This window comes from Agathobaculum butyriciproducens (genome assembly GCA_003096535.1).
GTDB classification, from domain to species: domain Bacteria; phylum Bacillota; class Clostridia; order Oscillospirales; family Butyricicoccaceae; genus Agathobaculum; species Agathobaculum butyriciproducens.
Genome location: QEKJ01000005.1, coordinates 45,501 through 61,800 on the forward strand (window position 1 = coordinate 45,501; position 16,300 = coordinate 61,800).

Below are 16,300 nucleotides of genomic sequence, written 5' to 3' on the forward strand. Positions count from 1 at the left end.
TCAATACGGACGGACCGACCGCGTCAAGTAAAGTTCGCAAAAAGGCTCCTGAAAAATGAAGTTAAGCTGCGGTGGTCAGTGTGGCCGCAATGGATTCATGGCTTATTGCATAAATCGGATCAACTTTGCCACCTGCACGGACTTTTTCCGCCACCGTGCCGGAGATTTTCTGCCACCTTACCGGAGCACCTTGCCACTAAAAGCTCAGCCAGTTCAAGCACTGGCTGAGCAGGTGTCAATTTTCTAATATTGATCCACATTCGTGCGGTGTTTCTTCGCAACATGCAAAACGCAATAACAATCCTCGAATTTTAGTCTTCGCCGCTACCTTTCTTCACAGAAGCCTTCAATCCTTTACGTTCGCGCATCGAGACACGTCCTTCAACCATGATCTCATACGAATTATGAATAATTCGGTCCATGATTGCTTCAGAAATCGGGCTCTGAGATTCCGAGTCCGGATCAATCCGGGTATACCAGCCTTCGGGTTGGTACTGCGTACAAAAGATCGTAGAACGGCTGCTGCAGGCCTCCGCAATCTCAAACAGATCATAAGACTCCTGTGAGGTAAGGGGACGGATCAGCCATTCGTCAAGAATAAGCAGCTCCACTTTCTTATACGCCTTCATCAGCTTTTTCAGACTGCCGTTACTACGGGCGATATTCAACTCATCCAGCAACTCAGGCATACGGATATAGCGAACCGTCTTCATCCGCCTGCATGCAGCATTACCCAGCGCGCAGGCGATGTAAGTCTTGCCATTACCGGAGGCGCCTTCCAGCACAACGTGATGGCCTTCATCAATGTAGTTGCAGGCAGCAAGCCGCAGAAGCTGTGCCTTGTCCAGTTTGCGATCCTCATGGTACTCGATTTCTTCCATGACGGCAGAAGGAATACCGAACTCGGCATTCCCCATTAACCGGGCCACTTTATTATTCTGGCGGCGGTTCCATTCTGCGGTCACAAGCATGCTCAGCCGCTCTTCAAAGCCAATCGAATTGAATGAAGCGTCTTGAATCTGGTTTGCAAATTCAGCTGCCATGGCAGTCATTTTCATCTCAGTGAGCATATCAATCGTCTGCTGGTTCATTCCTGCTCACCGCCCTTCTTGAAGTAGGCAGCGCCGCGCGTAATGCCGTAATGATTGATGTTTTTCGGCTGTTCCGGCTGTGGATTGTCAGGCAAGGTCCTCTCATTCTTCAAAAGACTGCTGATATTACGAACAGAGGGCGTAGTTGTAAACGCAAGAACCCGTCCGCAAGCGTTTTCAAGACGTTTCCTGCCGTAATGGTCACCGAGCTTTTTCAAGCTTGCACAGGCCTTGTATCCCTGCTGCGGAGCCTTTCCAGAGTCGAGAAAATGCTGTACCGTCTTTTCTGTCATCGGCCCAACGGACATTGCCCAGGTTTTGAAATCTTCTGCATTGTACGCCAGATACCGCTGATGCTCCCGCGGCATATGCTCCAGCTTCATCAGCGGTTCACGCTGCTTTGTCTGCAAACGGCGGTGGCTCGCAACGCGGTTGCCATGAAAATACACCTCAACAATAGTTTTTGTTACGCGAATGTCCACTTTTTCGCCGATCAGGTTGTATGGAACGGAATATTTGTTCCGACTGTCACTCACGAGATAGTCGTTCGGCACCTTAGCGGCAGACCAGACAGCGGCTTCAAACGGTGCAATAGGCAGCGGCAGCATATACGCCTGTTCTTCCTCAAGATAAGCGCTGCGGCGCGTGCCGGTCATCGGCTCGGTTTGAAAGAAGTCCCGTCCATCCTCGTCGAACTCCACCACGCCAAACGGCCGCGAATTTTCAACCCAGTATCCGAATACCGTTGCACCGCTCTGCTGCTGTGCACTCTTGCGGAGCACTTCACGCAGCGTATTGTGGTAAATCATGGGCTTGTCGTAAACCGGCAGCAAAGGCTTGCTCATCGGTTTTGTCATCGGGTAAAGGCGTGTGCCTTTGCCGGCGGCTAAGATCAGACCTTTCATAAACTCATCCTACATATTACTCTTTATTTTTGAATGCAAAAAATCGCTGACCGCAGTAGTTAAACGCTGTGAACAAACACATGCCTACGAGCATCGAAATATTATCACTCACCGAAGCTGCTGCACCGCTCAACAAATAGAGACACAACGGTTTTGCGATACCATATGCCAGCAGATAGCATACTGCAATATTCACCGCAAATCGTACAACCTGCCCAATGCTCTTTTCCTTGTTCTGAAAAGTGAAGAATTTGTTCAGGAAAAAGCTCAAAATACTTGTCAGAATATAATTCGATGCCGAGGAGACCCAATAGCTGCAATGCGCTAGATTATACAAGCCGAACATGATTGCCGTGCCTACCAGCGTATTTATAACACCTACCAGGATGAAACGGAGGACTGTATTTTGAATAATTTTCTCTTTCATACTCGATCCTCATTCGTTTCCTGCACGATATAAATCGGGCGTTTCTTTGTTTCCAGATACGTTTTTGCGAGATATTGTCCCAGAATACCCATGCAGAACAACTGCACACCGCCCAGAAACAGAATAACGCACATCATACTCGGCCAACCGCCTACTGCATCGCCGAATGCAAGCGTTTTGACGAGGACGACGCATACGAACAACAATGCAACTATGCAAAGCAGAATACCAGCAATCGAGGCGATTGCCAATGGTGCGGTCGAAAAGGCTGTAATGCCTTCCAGCGAATACAGAAACAACTTCCAGAACGACCATTTTGTTTCACCAGCAACCCGCTCGACATTTTCATACGGCAGCCATTTTGTACGAAAACCAACCCAGCCGAAAATACCTTTGGAGAAACGGTTATACTCCGTCATAGACAGAATCGCGTCCACCATTTGGCGCGTCATCAGCCTGAAATCTCGAGCGCCATCTACGATGTCTGCGTCCGAAATGCGGTTAATCAGCTTATAAAAGCACCGCGCGAAAAAGCTGCGGATTGGCGGCTCACCCTTGCGGGTAACACGGCGTGTCGCAACGCTGTCGTATTCTCCACTCTGTAATGCCTGATACATCTCCGGCAGCAGAGACGGCGGATCCTGCATGTCTGCGTCCATAACTGCGGCATAGTCGCCTGTACAATTCTGGAAACCTGCGTACATCGCAGCCTCTTTACCGAAGTTTCGAGCAAAGGATATGTAACGGATACGCTTGTCCTCCTGTGCCGCTTGACGCAGAATCTGTAAAGTCTTGTCACGCGAACCGTCGTTTATAAAAAGGATCTCAAAGTCCAATTGGAAGGTGGTGGACATGTTGTCCGCCACCTTCCGTATCTCCTGCAGGAAATACGGCAACGCCGCTTCTTCGTTGTAGCAGGGGATGATACAGGAGATTCTTTGTAGCATTTTTTCGTTCTCCTCATCTTATTGCAATGTATATATTACTGTATAGTAATCATAGGCTAATGTATAGTTTGTGTAAGCGGTCTCCTCTAATATTCTGTTTAGTATTTCATTTTTTTCATCTTCCGAATAGTTATTATCTTCCGGAAACGCTATACACACAGGATCGTCCATACTAGTGCGCTCATCCAGCAGTGCTTGGAATTGATTTAAATCCGTGTCATACAGCGCACGGATCTCACTCATATCCGAATAAATATTGATTGCCTGTAGCACATTCCACCAGTATCCTTGTCTATTAATTATGATACAATCTTCATGTTTTAAGCTCTCAGCATCAGTTTCATGATTTTTATAGTCTAAATAGGACCAATCAATTCCATTCGTACATACACTAAGTAAGGACACTCCTAATACAATGAGAATGGAGATACTCCTGTGCATCTTCTTTTTAAAAATTAGTGCAATTATATACATTGCTATCAATGCAATGATTGGATAAATCGGATAAATGTATCGAACATTAATGATTTCAGAGCCTTGTACTGCAACATAGAAAAAAACTAGAGTTGCAAATACTATGCTTAACAGCATCAAAACATCATCAGTAACTCGAATTGTTCCGTGTGTTATTTTCAAACTATTTTTTTTCAGATTAAAAGACAACAAAAAGCTATGTTTCTTTTCGTCCCTTTCTACTTTCAAATCTACTATGCAAGCAAAAAAGCGACAGAAGAGATATATTACACCGACAATGCAGAATATCTTTAACAGCCCTGCAAACAGTTCATCATCAATCATCGAAAGATATAGTTTAAACTTGTCCATGGAAAATGAACCTATAGAATCTGTTGCATAGCTACCGCGATATCCATTTAAATGTTTTGTGAGCGTTGCTGGAAAAATAACAAGCGCAAGAACAACCCCAGACCACATCGCAACAGCATACTCAAAAAATGTTTTATACTTCCTCCGCAAAATCAAATAGAGGCAAACGCACATTCCCAAAGCAGCTGCAAACATATAGAAGTAATATTGTGTGAGCCCACCTGTGGCGATTAGTAAAACTAGCACCAACCCATCAGCTACAGTGTGTTTTTTCTTATTCTTTTGGTATATGTGATAGGCAGTTAATGCTAATATTTGGGTCGTTTGTAACATATACATTCGAATCAAAACAGCATTACTGAAACAAGATGCCGACAGTCCCCAACAAACTAGAACGCCGGTTGCAATCAGCTTTGAAGCCGTTAATGATTTTGCAACGTAGTAAAGCAACGCATCTGCAACCGCCAGAAAGATTAGGTTCAGTAATATACCAGGCACTGCACTGTATACTGTATCTGAAAAAAAGACACACATTAAATGTAAAAAACAATAGTACAGTGGCGGATGCACATCATTGGCTTGGTTGACAAAGGCTGCACGAAATGAAAACTCATCGTTCGCATCATACCTTATGTAGTCCGAAAAATATGAACCATTCTGCCACGCTTCTAGCAAGGCTGGTGACGAACTTGGATCGATGAACGAAGTCGTTTCTGAATTAGAGAGTCCATAGCTATATACCTCATCTGTAAAAAGGTATTCCTTATTTTCTGCAATATACAAGCAAACCAACGCTTGTATACTGAATATTAGTAACCATATCAAAACATTGCCACGCCAACCGCATATTTTCTTCATTTCAAATACTCCGTCCAAACTCCAACTAAATGCGGCTCTCATTTCCGTCCAATCAGAACCTTCACCAAATTAGGCATTCCAAAGTAGATTGCATAATACCACATCAAATCTCCTCTACTTAGTTTTCTCAGAATGTACCATCCCTCAAAAAAGCCAAAATTCGATCGGAGATCTGTGCTTGCCATCTTCACATATTCCGCAATAAACTCGGGTCTTATTTTTTTTAGCGCATACTGGTGGGTGTGTATTTTTACGATTTGAAGATTATCAAGTTGCCGCTGGTCAGAGGATTTCCGAATGAACTGATTCAGATAGTTAAATATTGGGAAATGTACATATAAACGATCATCGTCTGCCGAAACATCTTGCCCTGGACGCGCCAAGCGATAATAGTAGAGATGCTCTGGGATTGCAACTACCGATCTGGCCTTCGAAAACACTTCAACCTTAAACGGCAAGTCATCAAATCTTCGAAGATCGGTATAAAAATGAATTGAGTTTCTTTCAATCAGTTCTTTTGAATATATTCCTCTCCAAATAGCTACGCGCAATGTATGGATCAAATCGTTGATTGCATTCTGGTTCGTAGTACCACTGCTGTATGGCTCATAATAGCAATCCTCTATTTCTCTTGTCGAACCATCATTTTCATATAATTCGTTATACCCACAGTAGGCAATCTCATAACTTCCAAGCAACGCTCGTTTATATAATTTTTTAAACATGGTCGGGTCAATATAGTCATCTGGATCAATGAATCCAATATACTTCCCTTGAGCATGGTCCAGGCCATACTGCCGTGCAGAGGCACACCCGCCATTCTCTTTCTTCAACAATTTAATTCTCTGGTCATCCTGTGCATATTTTTCGACGATTTCTGAACTGTTATCTGGAGACCCATCGTCTATAAACAAATACTCTACATAATCGGCTTTCCATTGTATAATAGATTCTATGCACTCCGGCAAATATGCTGCAACATTATACATTGGGAAAATAACGCTTAACTCAACACCATTTTTGCTAGCGTTCCAATCTAAGACTTCATTTTTCTCTTTATGTGATATAAGACATATTTTTTCTGAACATTTTCGAAATACTTCCCATACCAAAAAAGCGTTTACATCATCCTTATTCGCTGCTCCAAAAACATACTTAGGTTTCAATTTCGCATACCGGATGATTTTATCAGGAGTATTTATTCCGTCAAAGCAAACCGCGAATTCATTCAATTTCTCACTCGTTCCTGACAGAACATCTTCAGCTTTAAGATAACTCACCGAACACATACGACTCTCTGTTTCATAAGCGGCATTTCTGAGCTTATTTCGAATTGCATGTTTTATATCCAATGTACTGGCGATTACCATAATTCTGTCGAGTTTTAACTCTTTGCATATTTCACATATTAAATCCGCACTTGATTCCACTCCACAGACAAATAAGATATTCTTAATCTCTGGAACTTCAATTATATGTCGTGCTAACTGATCCATTAACGTTTCCTCCACACCTGCAACCGTTTTACTTTTTGTATGCATCCAAAGCCAATTTCTTGCATATGTCGATTAGACAGTAGCCGATAGAATAAGGGGGAGCGAAGAATATAAAAATATAGTTTTACAGCCCGTCCAAACCCAAATTCACGATAGTAAGCCTTCAAATATCCATGTGGAATCATATTAAATAACACATGAACTTTAGCACACAACGCTCTTCGAACCGGTTTCGTTGACATCCCCATGGACCACCGAACGAAAGACTCCATCATTCGAATAATGTATGCAATTTCATGCTCGTTCCAATGATTTTCGAACGCAAATCGCAGTGAATTTTCAAAGGCTGGAATGATATCAAGTCTTGCCGATCCCGACATTGATGTTATCTGTCCGCCTGAATTGATTCGATAAACGAATCCAGCGTTTTTTACATAAACACAACTACGAGCATGATAAAATAAGTAAAAATGAGGGTATACATCCTCCCACTTTACACCGACCGGAAATTCAAAATCGTATTTTTTCAGAAATGCGACGCTCCAAATTGATCTATTAACATTTGGTTCAAGAGCATACATCTCAATGAGATTTCTTGGATTAGTATTGTGTTTTTGCGCAAATATGCTCTCTACTGCATATTTATCCATCCAATCCTCATACTGCTTGTTCGCCATATTGTAAACAACAGGTGTAGTAAACATGATATCAACCAAATCATCCTCATTTTTGGCGACTTTCAGTATGTTTTCGACGCTACTCGGCATAAGCCAATCGTCACTATCTAAAAACTCAACATATGGTGTGTTCACGTTTTTCAAACCCGTATTGCGAGCTGCACCTAATCCCGCATTTTCTTGATAAATATATGTATACCCATGGTCCGTCGCATATTCTTGCGCAATTTCAGCACTATGATCTGTTGAACCATCATTTACCAATATAACATTAAAATTTTGAACCGTTTGATACACCAAACTATCTAAACATTGTCTCAAATATTTCTCAACATTATATATTGGCACAACTATCGTTAGTAAGATTTCTTTATCTGCTGATGACATACTAGAATCTCCTTTGAGTTTTCTATTTCAAAAACCTTTCGATTTTTTTATGGCCGCCTCAATAACCGCATCCATATCGTAATACTTGTACTCACCTAACCGGCCGCCAAAGATAGCGTTCTTCTCCTTGGCTGCAAGTTCTTTGTACGCGTTGTACAACTTGCTGTTCTTCTCATCATTAACCGGATAGTATGGCTCGTCGCCGGGTTTCCACTCGCTAGAATACTCGCGGCTGATAACAGTCTTGGGCTGCGTACCAAACTCAAACCACTTATGCTCAATAATACGAGTCCACGGCGTTTCACGATCGGTGTAATTGACCGCCGCATTGCCCTGGAAGTTGGGCTTATCCAGCACTTCCGTTTCAAAACGCACACTGCGATATTCCAGATTGCCAAGCGAATAGCCGAAATAAGCATCAATCGGGCCTGTATACAGCACCTTATCAGCCATAGCATCCATTTCTTCTTTGTTCTGAAGATAATCTGTATTCAGGCGTACATCAATACCATCTAGCATATTGGCTACCATTTTCGTGTAGCCACCCATCGGAATACCCTGGTAAAGCGCATTAAAGTAGTTGTTATCGAATGTCAGACGAACCGGCAGGCGTTTGATAATGAAGCTCGGCAGTTCCGTGCAGGGACGTCCCCACTGTTTTTCGGTGTAACCTTTAATCAGCTTTTCGTAAATATCCGTGCCTACCAGGCTGATTGCCTGTTCCTCCAGATTTTTCGGTTCAGTAATACCGGCTGCCTTGCGCTGCTCTTCGATTTTTTCAGCCGCTTCTTCCGGTGTAACCACTCCCCACATCTTGTTGAAGGTGTACATATTAAACGGCAGGCTGTAAAGCTCCCCATGGAAATTCGCAACCGGACTGTTAGTAAAGCGATTGAATTCCGCAAACTGGTTAACATATTCCCAAACCTTGCGATTATTGGTATGGAAAATATGCGCACCGTATACGTGTACGTTAATTCCTTCGATTTCTTCTGTGTAGACATTGCCAGCGATATTCGGCCGTTTATCGATCACAAGACATTTTATGCCCTGCTTTGTCATCTCATGCGCAAATACAGCACCGTACAGGCCTGCACCAACGATTAGGTAGTCATATTCTTTCACTTTTATACTCCTATCCCTTCTTATTTTCGATATCCCTGCGGGTTTTTGCTCTGCCAATTCCACGTATCTCTGCACATCGCGGTCAGGTCACGCTTCGCCTTCCAGCTGAGCACCTTGGAGGCCTTATCAGCATTCGCCCAGAATTCCGGTAGGTCGCCTGCACGGCGTGCGCCGAACTCATGCTTGATTGCAACACCAGTTGCATCCTCGAATGCGTGCACAATTTCAAGTACGCTGTACGGCGTGCCGGTACCAAGATTGAACACCTCAACGCCCTTGTGATGTGCAGCGTACTCAACAGCCTTCACATGGCCGTCCGCAAGATCCATCACATGGATGTAATCGCGGCGGCAGGTGCCGTCCGGTGTCGGGTAATCGTTACCGAAAATCGTGAGATGATCGCGGCGGCCGACGGCAACCTGCGCGATATACGGCATCAAATTGTTCGGAATACCCTGCGGATCCTCGCCAATACGACCGGACTCATGTGCGCCGATTGGATTGAAATAGCGCAGAAGAACGACAGTCAGTTCCGGGTCAGCCTTTGCCGCGTCCTCAAGAATTTCTTCCATCATGACCTTGGTCCAGCCATACGGGTTGGAGCAGCTGCCGCGCTTCATCGTTTCGATGTACGGAATCGCATTCTCCTCGCCGTAAACCGTCGCGGAGGACGAGAAAACAAACTGCTTGACACCTGCCTCCTGCATGCACTCGAGCAGCGTCAGCGTGGTGTCAATGTTGTTGCGGTAATACTTCAGCGGCTGCTGTACCGACTCACCGACTGCCTTCAGACCAGCAAAGTGAATCACGCAGTCGATCCCGTTTTCTGCGAAAATCTGCTGTACTTTGGCTTTGTCCTTCACGTCAGTCTCGTAGGCGCGAACCTGCTTTCCGGTGATTTCTTCGATACGATTGATAACCTCCGGACAGCTGTTGCTGTAATCATCTGCGATTACTACGTCATGTCCGCTCATTAAAAGCTGTACAGCGGTGTGCGAGCCGATATAGCCTGCGCCGCCTGCTAACAAAACTATCATTTTATGTCCTCCGTTATAAGCACTGTAAGTACTGTCCGTAAAGTGTCATGCCGAGCTCTTGTCCGGCTTCATGTACCTGCTCTTCTGTCAGCCAGCCTTGGTTAAAGGCCAGCTCTTCCAGGCAGCCAACATAGCGTCCGGTCTCGGCTTGAATGGTTCGAATAGTCTGTCCTGCATCCATCAGGCTGTCTGCTGTACCGGCATCCAGCCACACAACGTCCCGCTCGAGCGGGAGCACCTGCAATTGATCCCGGCGTAGGTACTCCAGATTTACGTCAGTGATTTCAAGCTCACCGCGCTGCGATGGCGTAAGATTTGCCGCAATCTCCATCGCCTGGTTGTCATAAAAGTAAATGCCGGGGATTATGTAATTGCTTTTCGGATGTCGCGGCTTCTCTTCAATCGAAATAGCCCGTCCATCCTCGTCAAACTCTACCACGCCGAACGGCCGCGGATTTTCGACCCAGTAGCCGAACACCGTTGCACCGTTCTGCTGCTGCGCGCCCTTACGCAGAACCTCCGCCAGCGTGTCGCTGTGGAAAATGTTATCTCCCAACACAAGGCATACCGAGTCATCGCCCACGAACTCACGGCCGATCAGCAGTGCGTCCGCGATACCACGCGCGACAGGCTGTTCTGCATAGCGGATATGAATACCGAACTGACTTCCATTGCCGAGCAGTGCGCGGAAGGTATCCGTTTCGTTCGGTGGCACGATCACCATGACATCGGAAATGCCCGCTTGCATAAGAATTGCAAGCGGGTAGTAAATCATGGGCTTGTCGTAAACCGGAAGCAACGGCTTGCTCATCGGTTTTGTCATCGGGTAAAGGCGCGTGCCTTTGCCGGCGGCTAAGATTAGACCTTTCAAATCTCCATCCCCATTATCAAATAAATTTCTTCAATATGTAATAAAAATGCGTTCTTTTTATTCTTTCCAACCCATCTGGTGTCATATGAACGAAATGTAATCCTTTTGTAATCCAATATTTCTTTTCCGTTGTCTTCATCAGATCAAAACTGTTTTGGTGAAGTTCCCGACGGAGCGCATCAGCATCATGCCGACCTTTACGTCGATCCGGATTTTTAAGCAGTGCCGCGACATAATAGCTCAAAATCACAGCACCTATTTTGTATTGAAAATATCGTTTTCGAGATTCAGACATGTCATAATGTGTTTGATAGAAACAAATCAGGCTATCCAAAATAAACTTGATCTCCGGCAGTCGCTTTACTTGATTTTCATGCGATACACTTTGGCCGGGACGACCGACCAAGTACTGATAAATCGTCAGATTCAGAAATACAACGCCAGAAGCAAAACAAAATGGCAGCGTTGCATATTCCTGATCCTCGTAGAACACCTTTTCGGACATTTGAATCTGTGTTGATCTATAAAATGCAAGGCGATAAAATATACCATGGAAGGTACTGCATGCATATGCAGACTGGGGAAGTTGCGCAAGATCATCCATGGTATATATTTTCCCGAATTCCACATTTTCAGTTGTAAAAGGCTGACGGAATCGTTCTTCGGCATCGACCATGTCGAAGTGGGTGATAACTACATCAGCATTCAGTCGCTCGAGCGAATCTAAAAGTAATTTCATATTCTTAGATACGACCCAATCGTCAGCGTCGAGAATTTTTAAATATTTTCCGGTTGCTATCTCAGCAGCCTTGTTAATAACTGAACCATGTCCACCATTTTCCTTGTGAATCATTTGAATAGATTGCGGAAAACGATCAATATAGGGACGAACGACCTCATCTTGGCTCTCTTTGGAGCCGTCATCGATGACAAGGACTTCCATACGTTCCAGCTCATTTGAATCGACAAGAGATTGCAAACATTTTGGCAAGAATTTTGACGCATTATACGCGGGTATTGCAATCGTCAGCACTTTTTCAGGATTCATACGCATCGCACACCTCTTTCGTCTCTCCAACAGTCTGCACCTGCCCGTGCTCAATCCAGACAACGCGGTCGCACATCTCGCGGATCTGCTCAAGGCTGTGCGATACAAACAGCACGGTCGTGCCGCCGCTCATGAGCTCCAGCATTCGCTTGCGGCTTTTCTCCTGGAAATTCGCATCGCCGACAGCAAGAATCTCGTCTACAATCAAAATCTGCGGATTTACTACCGTTGCGATTGAAAACGCCAAACGCATCAGCATACCGGATGAGTAGTTGCGAATCGGCACATCAATAAATTCGCCGAGCTCGGAAAACGCAACAATTTCGTCGTATTTCGACTTCAAGAAATCTTCTGTATACCCGAGAATCGCACCGTTAAGAAAAATGTTTTCTCGACCGGTCAAATCGTGATCGAAACCCGAGCCAAGCTCCAGCATCGGAACAATATTGCCACTGCAGGTCACAGAGCCTTCTGTCGGCTTAAGAATGCCCGAAATGACTTTTAGAATCGTGCTTTTGCCTGCGCCGTTGTGGCCAATAATGCCAACAACCTCGCCGCGATACACATCGAACGATACATCCTTCAGCGCCCAGAATTCTGAGGTCTTGTATTTGCCGCTCAGCTTGCGTGTTACGAACTCCTTCAGCGACATGATTTTATCGTCCGTCAGCCGAAAGCGCATCGAAACATTTTGTACCTCAATAATTTTTCGCTTTTGAAGCTCTGCAACTTTTTCCTTCTGCTCATGGAGCAGCTTTTCATTTTTGCTCATTTTCACACCTTATAAATAGAGAACAAAATTGTCCTGCGATTTTTTGAACGTGAATGCACCCACAGCAAGCATTCCTAGCGCAATAAGCGCACACTGCACATACATGAACGGTTCAGGCGAAAGACCGTCAATGACGCACGAGCGCAGGAATGTCACATAAAAATACAGCGGATTCATTTTAACAACCGACTGAATTGTTTCGGGAAGTGCTGTGATCGGATAAAAAATCGGAGTCAAATACATCCAAATCGTCGTCAATACACCCCAAAGGAACTGAATATCCCGGAAGAACACCATCGCCGATGCAAGCAGCATGCCCAATCCAAGGCAGAACAGTGCCAGGCAGAACAGTGGAAACGGCAAAAGAAAATACGTTTTATTCGGCAGCAGACCCGAAAAAATCGCCACCGCTGCGAGCGGGATGAGCGAAATTAGCATATTGATAAGCGACGACATAATGCGCGTCAGCGGATAAATATACTTCGGCACATATACTTTTTTAATGAGGTCAGCGTTACCTACAATAGATGTAAGCGCCATGCCGCATGCCTCAGAGAAGTAATTGAAGACAACGTTACCGCAAAGCAGATAAACCGGAAAGTATGGAATATCAAACTTAAACATATTGGAGAACACAACATACTGCACGATCATGTTCAGAAGAGGATTGAGAAAGCTCCAGAACACGCCAAGAATTGAACGCTTATACTTTGCCTTGAAATCACGGTCAACCAACTGCTTGATAAGAAAACGATATCGCCTTAGCGCGATCATCGCATTGAGAATAAAGCTTTTCTTACCGGTCTTGTGCTTGTGCAGCAGCAGGAGCAGTAGCGCCGCAAGAATTACCGCGCCAGCAGCTGCAAACTGCCAGTAATGCAAGCCGGTCCAGATGTAGTCACGACCGGTAGCCGAGAACGCCAGTTCACCGTCTACAGCCTGTCCGTTGATGTACAGCTGACCATTTTCCAGCGAAGCATCCGTTTTCATCATCGGTGTGAGCGCGTCGCCGGCCACTGCGTCGGGTGAGGTAATACGCAGCGCAAGCGGCTCATTGTAAACCGTTTCCAGTGCCGGGAAATCGAACGTTGTGACTTGTCCCTCGGTAATCTGGTCCGCCTGCAAATTCTGGTCAAGCAGTGCCTCCTGCGTCGCCGTATTCACAAGTTGCACATTTACTGTGCCGTGATTGACGCGGTTAAACACGCTCCATTGCACGGAAATATGCTCAAAAATCTGGATTTTCGGTGTGAACTGTTGTTCCACGACCGAGCCAGCTGTCAGCTCTACGGTTGCGGCATTCGCCACCGGCATTTCAATATTGCCACGCGAGTCGCGATAACGAAGCTGCTCTCCGGCGAGAAAATAAAACGCTACCGCAAGCACAATGTACGCGACGAAAACAATCGAAAAAATCTTCTTTAGTTCTCTGGTAGAGAACCCCTGCTGTGTTTTTGACATGAATTTATTCTACCTTATCTTTAATGTTAATCTCCGATTTAGACATTCAATATGCAATATGTCTATAAAATACAGTTTAGAAGTCTGCTCAAGCATCTGAAATCATATGCAAGTCTGGTATTAATATCAGTATTTTTCTTATTGCAAATGCCTTTGACGAACATTTCATGGTATCTCACGCATCTATAATGTTCCTTTGTAAAAGCCTTCATAATATTTTACCACAAAAGCGTGCCTGTTCCAATATAATATGACATATTTGGTGATAATCCACAAATTGTGAAAACAAATCAATCTTTAACGTACAAGAGATATAATCCTGAACATAGGTCATGCAATCAACTTGGCTTATCTTCTTTATACACTCTTATCTTAATACCCAACTTCACAGGCACAAAGCCTTTTCGACAAATTGTCGATTTTCTGATACAATATATATACCAATACAATTTACGGAGTCCTACACATGATTTCATTCGCATTAGTCGAACGCCAATCCCAATTATGCTTATTCGAATTTCTTTACAGAACCTATTCTCAAGGTATGTTCCAAATAGCTTACGGCATTCTTCATGATGTTCAGCACGCCGAAGATATGGTTGCTGAAACCTACATCCGAGTAGCCAAGAATATCAATCGAATTGCTGAAATACCTGCAGATAAACATCGTAGCTATCTGAAAATGATTATTCGAAATATCTGCATCGATTATTACCGGAGTATACATCCAACCGATACCATCTATGAAATACCACTGGATTTATCAGATAATTCATCTGGACCCGAAGATATCATCATCGACAGGATTACCGTTGAAGCAATTGTGCAAGCTATCAGCGAGTTACCGGATAAGTATAGAGATGTCTTGAAATTAAGCTACCTATATGATCACACCACTGAAGAAATTGGCATTGCTCTAAATCTTTCTACTAATACTGTTCACAAGCGCATCAGTCGTGCCAAAAAGTTACTTAAAGTAATTCTAACGAAAGAAGGTGTCTTACAGTGAAAATATCCGATAAGGATTTCGATAAACTCATTAGTGTTGCAATATCGCAAATTTCTGATGACGATAACGTCGAACTCAAAACCGATGAAGAACTACGTTCAGAAGGGAGCCCTGCCCATAAATTCTCCCCTACTTTTGAAAAGCAAATGAAGAAATTGATTCGAAAGAATCAAAAACCTCAATCTACTCCATACCTCTCAAGAGGATTGCGCTCCAGGATTCGTATCGCGATTCTCGTTGCTGTTTTGGTTTGTGCTGCTATGATGTTCAGCGTTAACGCATTCAGAACTTCAATTATTAATTTCATCTTCTATTCAGATAAAGATAACTCAAGCTTTGCATTTAATAAAGGAACCTCATCGATATCATCGAAATTCACCAAATATCTACCAACATATACTCCTAAAGAATTTGGTGTGGAATCTATACAGGAACTATCCGATACTAGTATTTATATACAATTTGTAGATGGAACCGGAAGCTATTATGATATGCAATGTGATTTGCATCCTTCCTTACTATCAATAGACACCGAAGGTGGACAAGTAACAAAATTGCAAATCAATGGTGCTGATGTTACTATATCCGAACGTCAAGATCGTATTATAGCCACATATGTAATCGATGACATTACTTTTTGGATTATGGGTAACATTTCCAAAGATGTTGTTGTGCAGATATTTGAAAGTATCCCTAAAATATAGCCGTTAATTCCTGCAGTTGATACTGCGGGAATTATTTTTGAGATTTTGTCAGTCCTTCTATAAAGCACTCGTTTATTTATATAGAACGACACACAGGAGATAGCTTATGAAAAAAAGATTTATGAAATCGGCAATCGCAATCATTCTTGTAATGATTGCAGTATTTACTTGTTCCAATGCTGCCATGCAGCCACGTTGGAAATATGTTTCATCTATAAGCGGTGACATCAGCATTTCGACTTTGGGAATTGCAACCGTATATGGTACAGGCAGTGCAGCATCACCCCAAGTAACTAAAACTGTTTGTAAACTACATCTTCAGCAGTTGAAAAACCAGAAATGGACCACTATCAAAACATGGACGGCTACTTCAAATACCCATTATGCAGCAGTAGATACTAAACATTGGGCGGTTGACCGCGGATATTCGTATCGCATCTATGTAGAACTGAATGCTTACCATGGTAGTACTTTACTTGAAACGGGCTCTTCTGCCAGCGAATTTAGATATTATGGCTGAGAGTAAACCGTCTCAATATATTTTTGCTTATATTTGAGTTAAAGTATCGCATACCCATGAACGTAACAAAATCTATGTCGTTCTATTCGTTCGGACGGTATTCATCATATTCAATTTGTCCACGTTGTAAAATTACTATA

At 43.8% G+C, this 16,300-nt stretch carries 17 protein-coding genes; 4 read left to right on the top strand and 13 right to left on the bottom strand.

Features of this window, described 5'->3' with window-relative positions; all coding sequences use genetic code 11:
• Positions 1-55 precede the first annotated feature (55 nt).
• Entirely contained in the window at positions 56-247 is a 192-nt protein-coding gene (locus tag C7386_RS13435) for a hypothetical protein (RefSeq protein ID WP_165815481.1), read from the top strand.
• A gap of 64 nt (positions 248-311) precedes the next feature.
• Here C7386_RS13435 and C7386_RS05880 read toward each other — a convergent pair whose 3' ends face one another.
• The 13 genes from C7386_RS05880 to C7386_RS05940 are packed head-to-tail and all read right to left on the bottom strand — an operon-like array spanning position 312 to position 13,927.
• Positions 312-1,091: an ATP-binding protein gene (locus tag C7386_RS05880; protein ID WP_116705043.1), complete on the bottom strand. Its 780-nt coding sequence runs from the start codon at positions 1,089-1,091 to the stop codon at positions 312-314.
• Entirely contained in the window at positions 1,088-1,996 is a 909-nt protein-coding gene (locus C7386_RS13955; RefSeq protein WP_116705044.1) for a Mu transposase domain-containing protein, read from the bottom strand. The genes C7386_RS05880 and C7386_RS13955 overlap by 4 nt, the downstream gene beginning before the upstream one ends.
• Before the next feature lie 16 nt (positions 1,997-2,012).
• Positions 2,013-2,423 carry a GtrA family protein gene (locus C7386_RS05890; RefSeq protein WP_116705045.1) on the bottom strand — a complete coding sequence of 137 codons (411 nt, stop codon included), beginning with the start codon at positions 2,421-2,423 and terminating at the stop codon, positions 2,013-2,015.
• Positions 2,420-3,370, bottom strand: a complete 951-nt coding sequence (locus C7386_RS05895; RefSeq protein ID WP_116705046.1) for a glycosyltransferase family 2 protein — start codon at positions 3,368-3,370, stop codon at positions 2,420-2,422. Before C7386_RS05895 ends, C7386_RS05890 begins: the two co-directional genes overlap by 4 nt.
• Before the next feature lie 18 nt (positions 3,371-3,388).
• Positions 3,389-5,053 carry a hypothetical protein gene (locus C7386_RS05900; RefSeq protein WP_116705047.1) on the bottom strand — a complete coding sequence of 555 codons (1,665 nt, stop codon included), beginning with the start codon at positions 5,051-5,053 and terminating at the stop codon, positions 3,389-3,391.
• 38 nt (positions 5,054-5,091) lie between these two features.
• Positions 5,092-6,549: a glycosyltransferase gene (locus C7386_RS05905; protein WP_165815482.1), complete on the bottom strand. Its 1,458-nt coding sequence runs from the start codon at positions 6,547-6,549 to the stop codon at positions 5,092-5,094.
• A complete protein-coding gene (locus C7386_RS05910; protein WP_116705049.1) occupies positions 6,549-7,613 on the bottom strand; it encodes a glycosyltransferase family A protein in 1,065 nt (354 codons plus the stop codon). The genes C7386_RS05905 and C7386_RS05910 overlap by 1 nt, the downstream gene beginning before the upstream one ends.
• 27 nt (positions 7,614-7,640) lie before the next feature.
• Positions 7,641-8,738 (bottom strand): UDP-galactopyranose mutase, encoded by a 1,098-nt coding sequence (gene glf, locus C7386_RS05915; RefSeq protein ID WP_116705050.1) that lies wholly within the window; start codon positions 8,736-8,738, stop codon positions 7,641-7,643.
• A gap of 20 nt (positions 8,739-8,758) precedes the next feature.
• Positions 8,759-9,775: a UDP-glucose 4-epimerase GalE gene (gene galE / locus C7386_RS05920; protein WP_116705051.1), complete on the bottom strand. Its 1,017-nt coding sequence runs from the start codon at positions 9,773-9,775 to the stop codon at positions 8,759-8,761.
• Positions 9,776-9,788: 13 nt separating this feature from the next.
• Positions 9,789-10,646 carry a glucose-1-phosphate thymidylyltransferase RfbA gene (rfbA, locus tag C7386_RS05925; RefSeq protein ID WP_116705052.1) on the bottom strand — a complete coding sequence of 286 codons (858 nt, stop codon included), beginning with the start codon at positions 10,644-10,646 and terminating at the stop codon, positions 9,789-9,791.
• A gap of 16 nt (positions 10,647-10,662) precedes the next feature.
• Positions 10,663-11,694 carry a glycosyltransferase family 2 protein gene (locus C7386_RS05930; protein ID WP_165815483.1) on the bottom strand — a complete coding sequence of 344 codons (1,032 nt, stop codon included), beginning with the start codon at positions 11,692-11,694 and terminating at the stop codon, positions 10,663-10,665.
• Complete coding sequence (locus C7386_RS05935) at positions 11,684-12,466, bottom strand: ABC transporter ATP-binding protein (RefSeq protein WP_207655854.1); 783 nt, start codon at positions 12,464-12,466, stop codon at positions 11,684-11,686. The genes C7386_RS05930 and C7386_RS05935 overlap by 11 nt, the downstream gene beginning before the upstream one ends.
• Positions 12,467-12,475: 9 nt before the next feature.
• Positions 12,476-13,927: an ABC transporter permease gene (locus C7386_RS05940; protein ID WP_116705054.1), complete on the bottom strand. Its 1,452-nt coding sequence runs from the start codon at positions 13,925-13,927 to the stop codon at positions 12,476-12,478.
• Between the two features lie 466 nt (positions 13,928-14,393).
• Here C7386_RS05940 and C7386_RS05945 point away from each other — a divergent pair, with 466 nt between their 5' ends.
• From C7386_RS05945 to C7386_RS13295, 3 genes are all read left to right on the top strand, one after another.
• A complete protein-coding gene (locus tag C7386_RS05945) occupies positions 14,394-14,936 on the top strand; it encodes an RNA polymerase sigma factor (RefSeq protein WP_116705055.1) in 543 nt (180 codons plus the stop codon).
• A complete protein-coding gene (locus C7386_RS05950; protein WP_116705056.1) occupies positions 14,933-15,640 on the top strand; it encodes a DUF4367 domain-containing protein in 708 nt (235 codons plus the stop codon). Before C7386_RS05945 ends, C7386_RS05950 begins: the two co-directional genes overlap by 4 nt.
• Before the next feature lie 106 nt (positions 15,641-15,746).
• Positions 15,747-16,160: a hypothetical protein gene (locus C7386_RS13295; RefSeq protein ID WP_133241582.1), complete on the top strand. Its 414-nt coding sequence runs from the start codon at positions 15,747-15,749 to the stop codon at positions 16,158-16,160.
• Positions 16,161-16,300 lie beyond the last annotated feature (140 nt).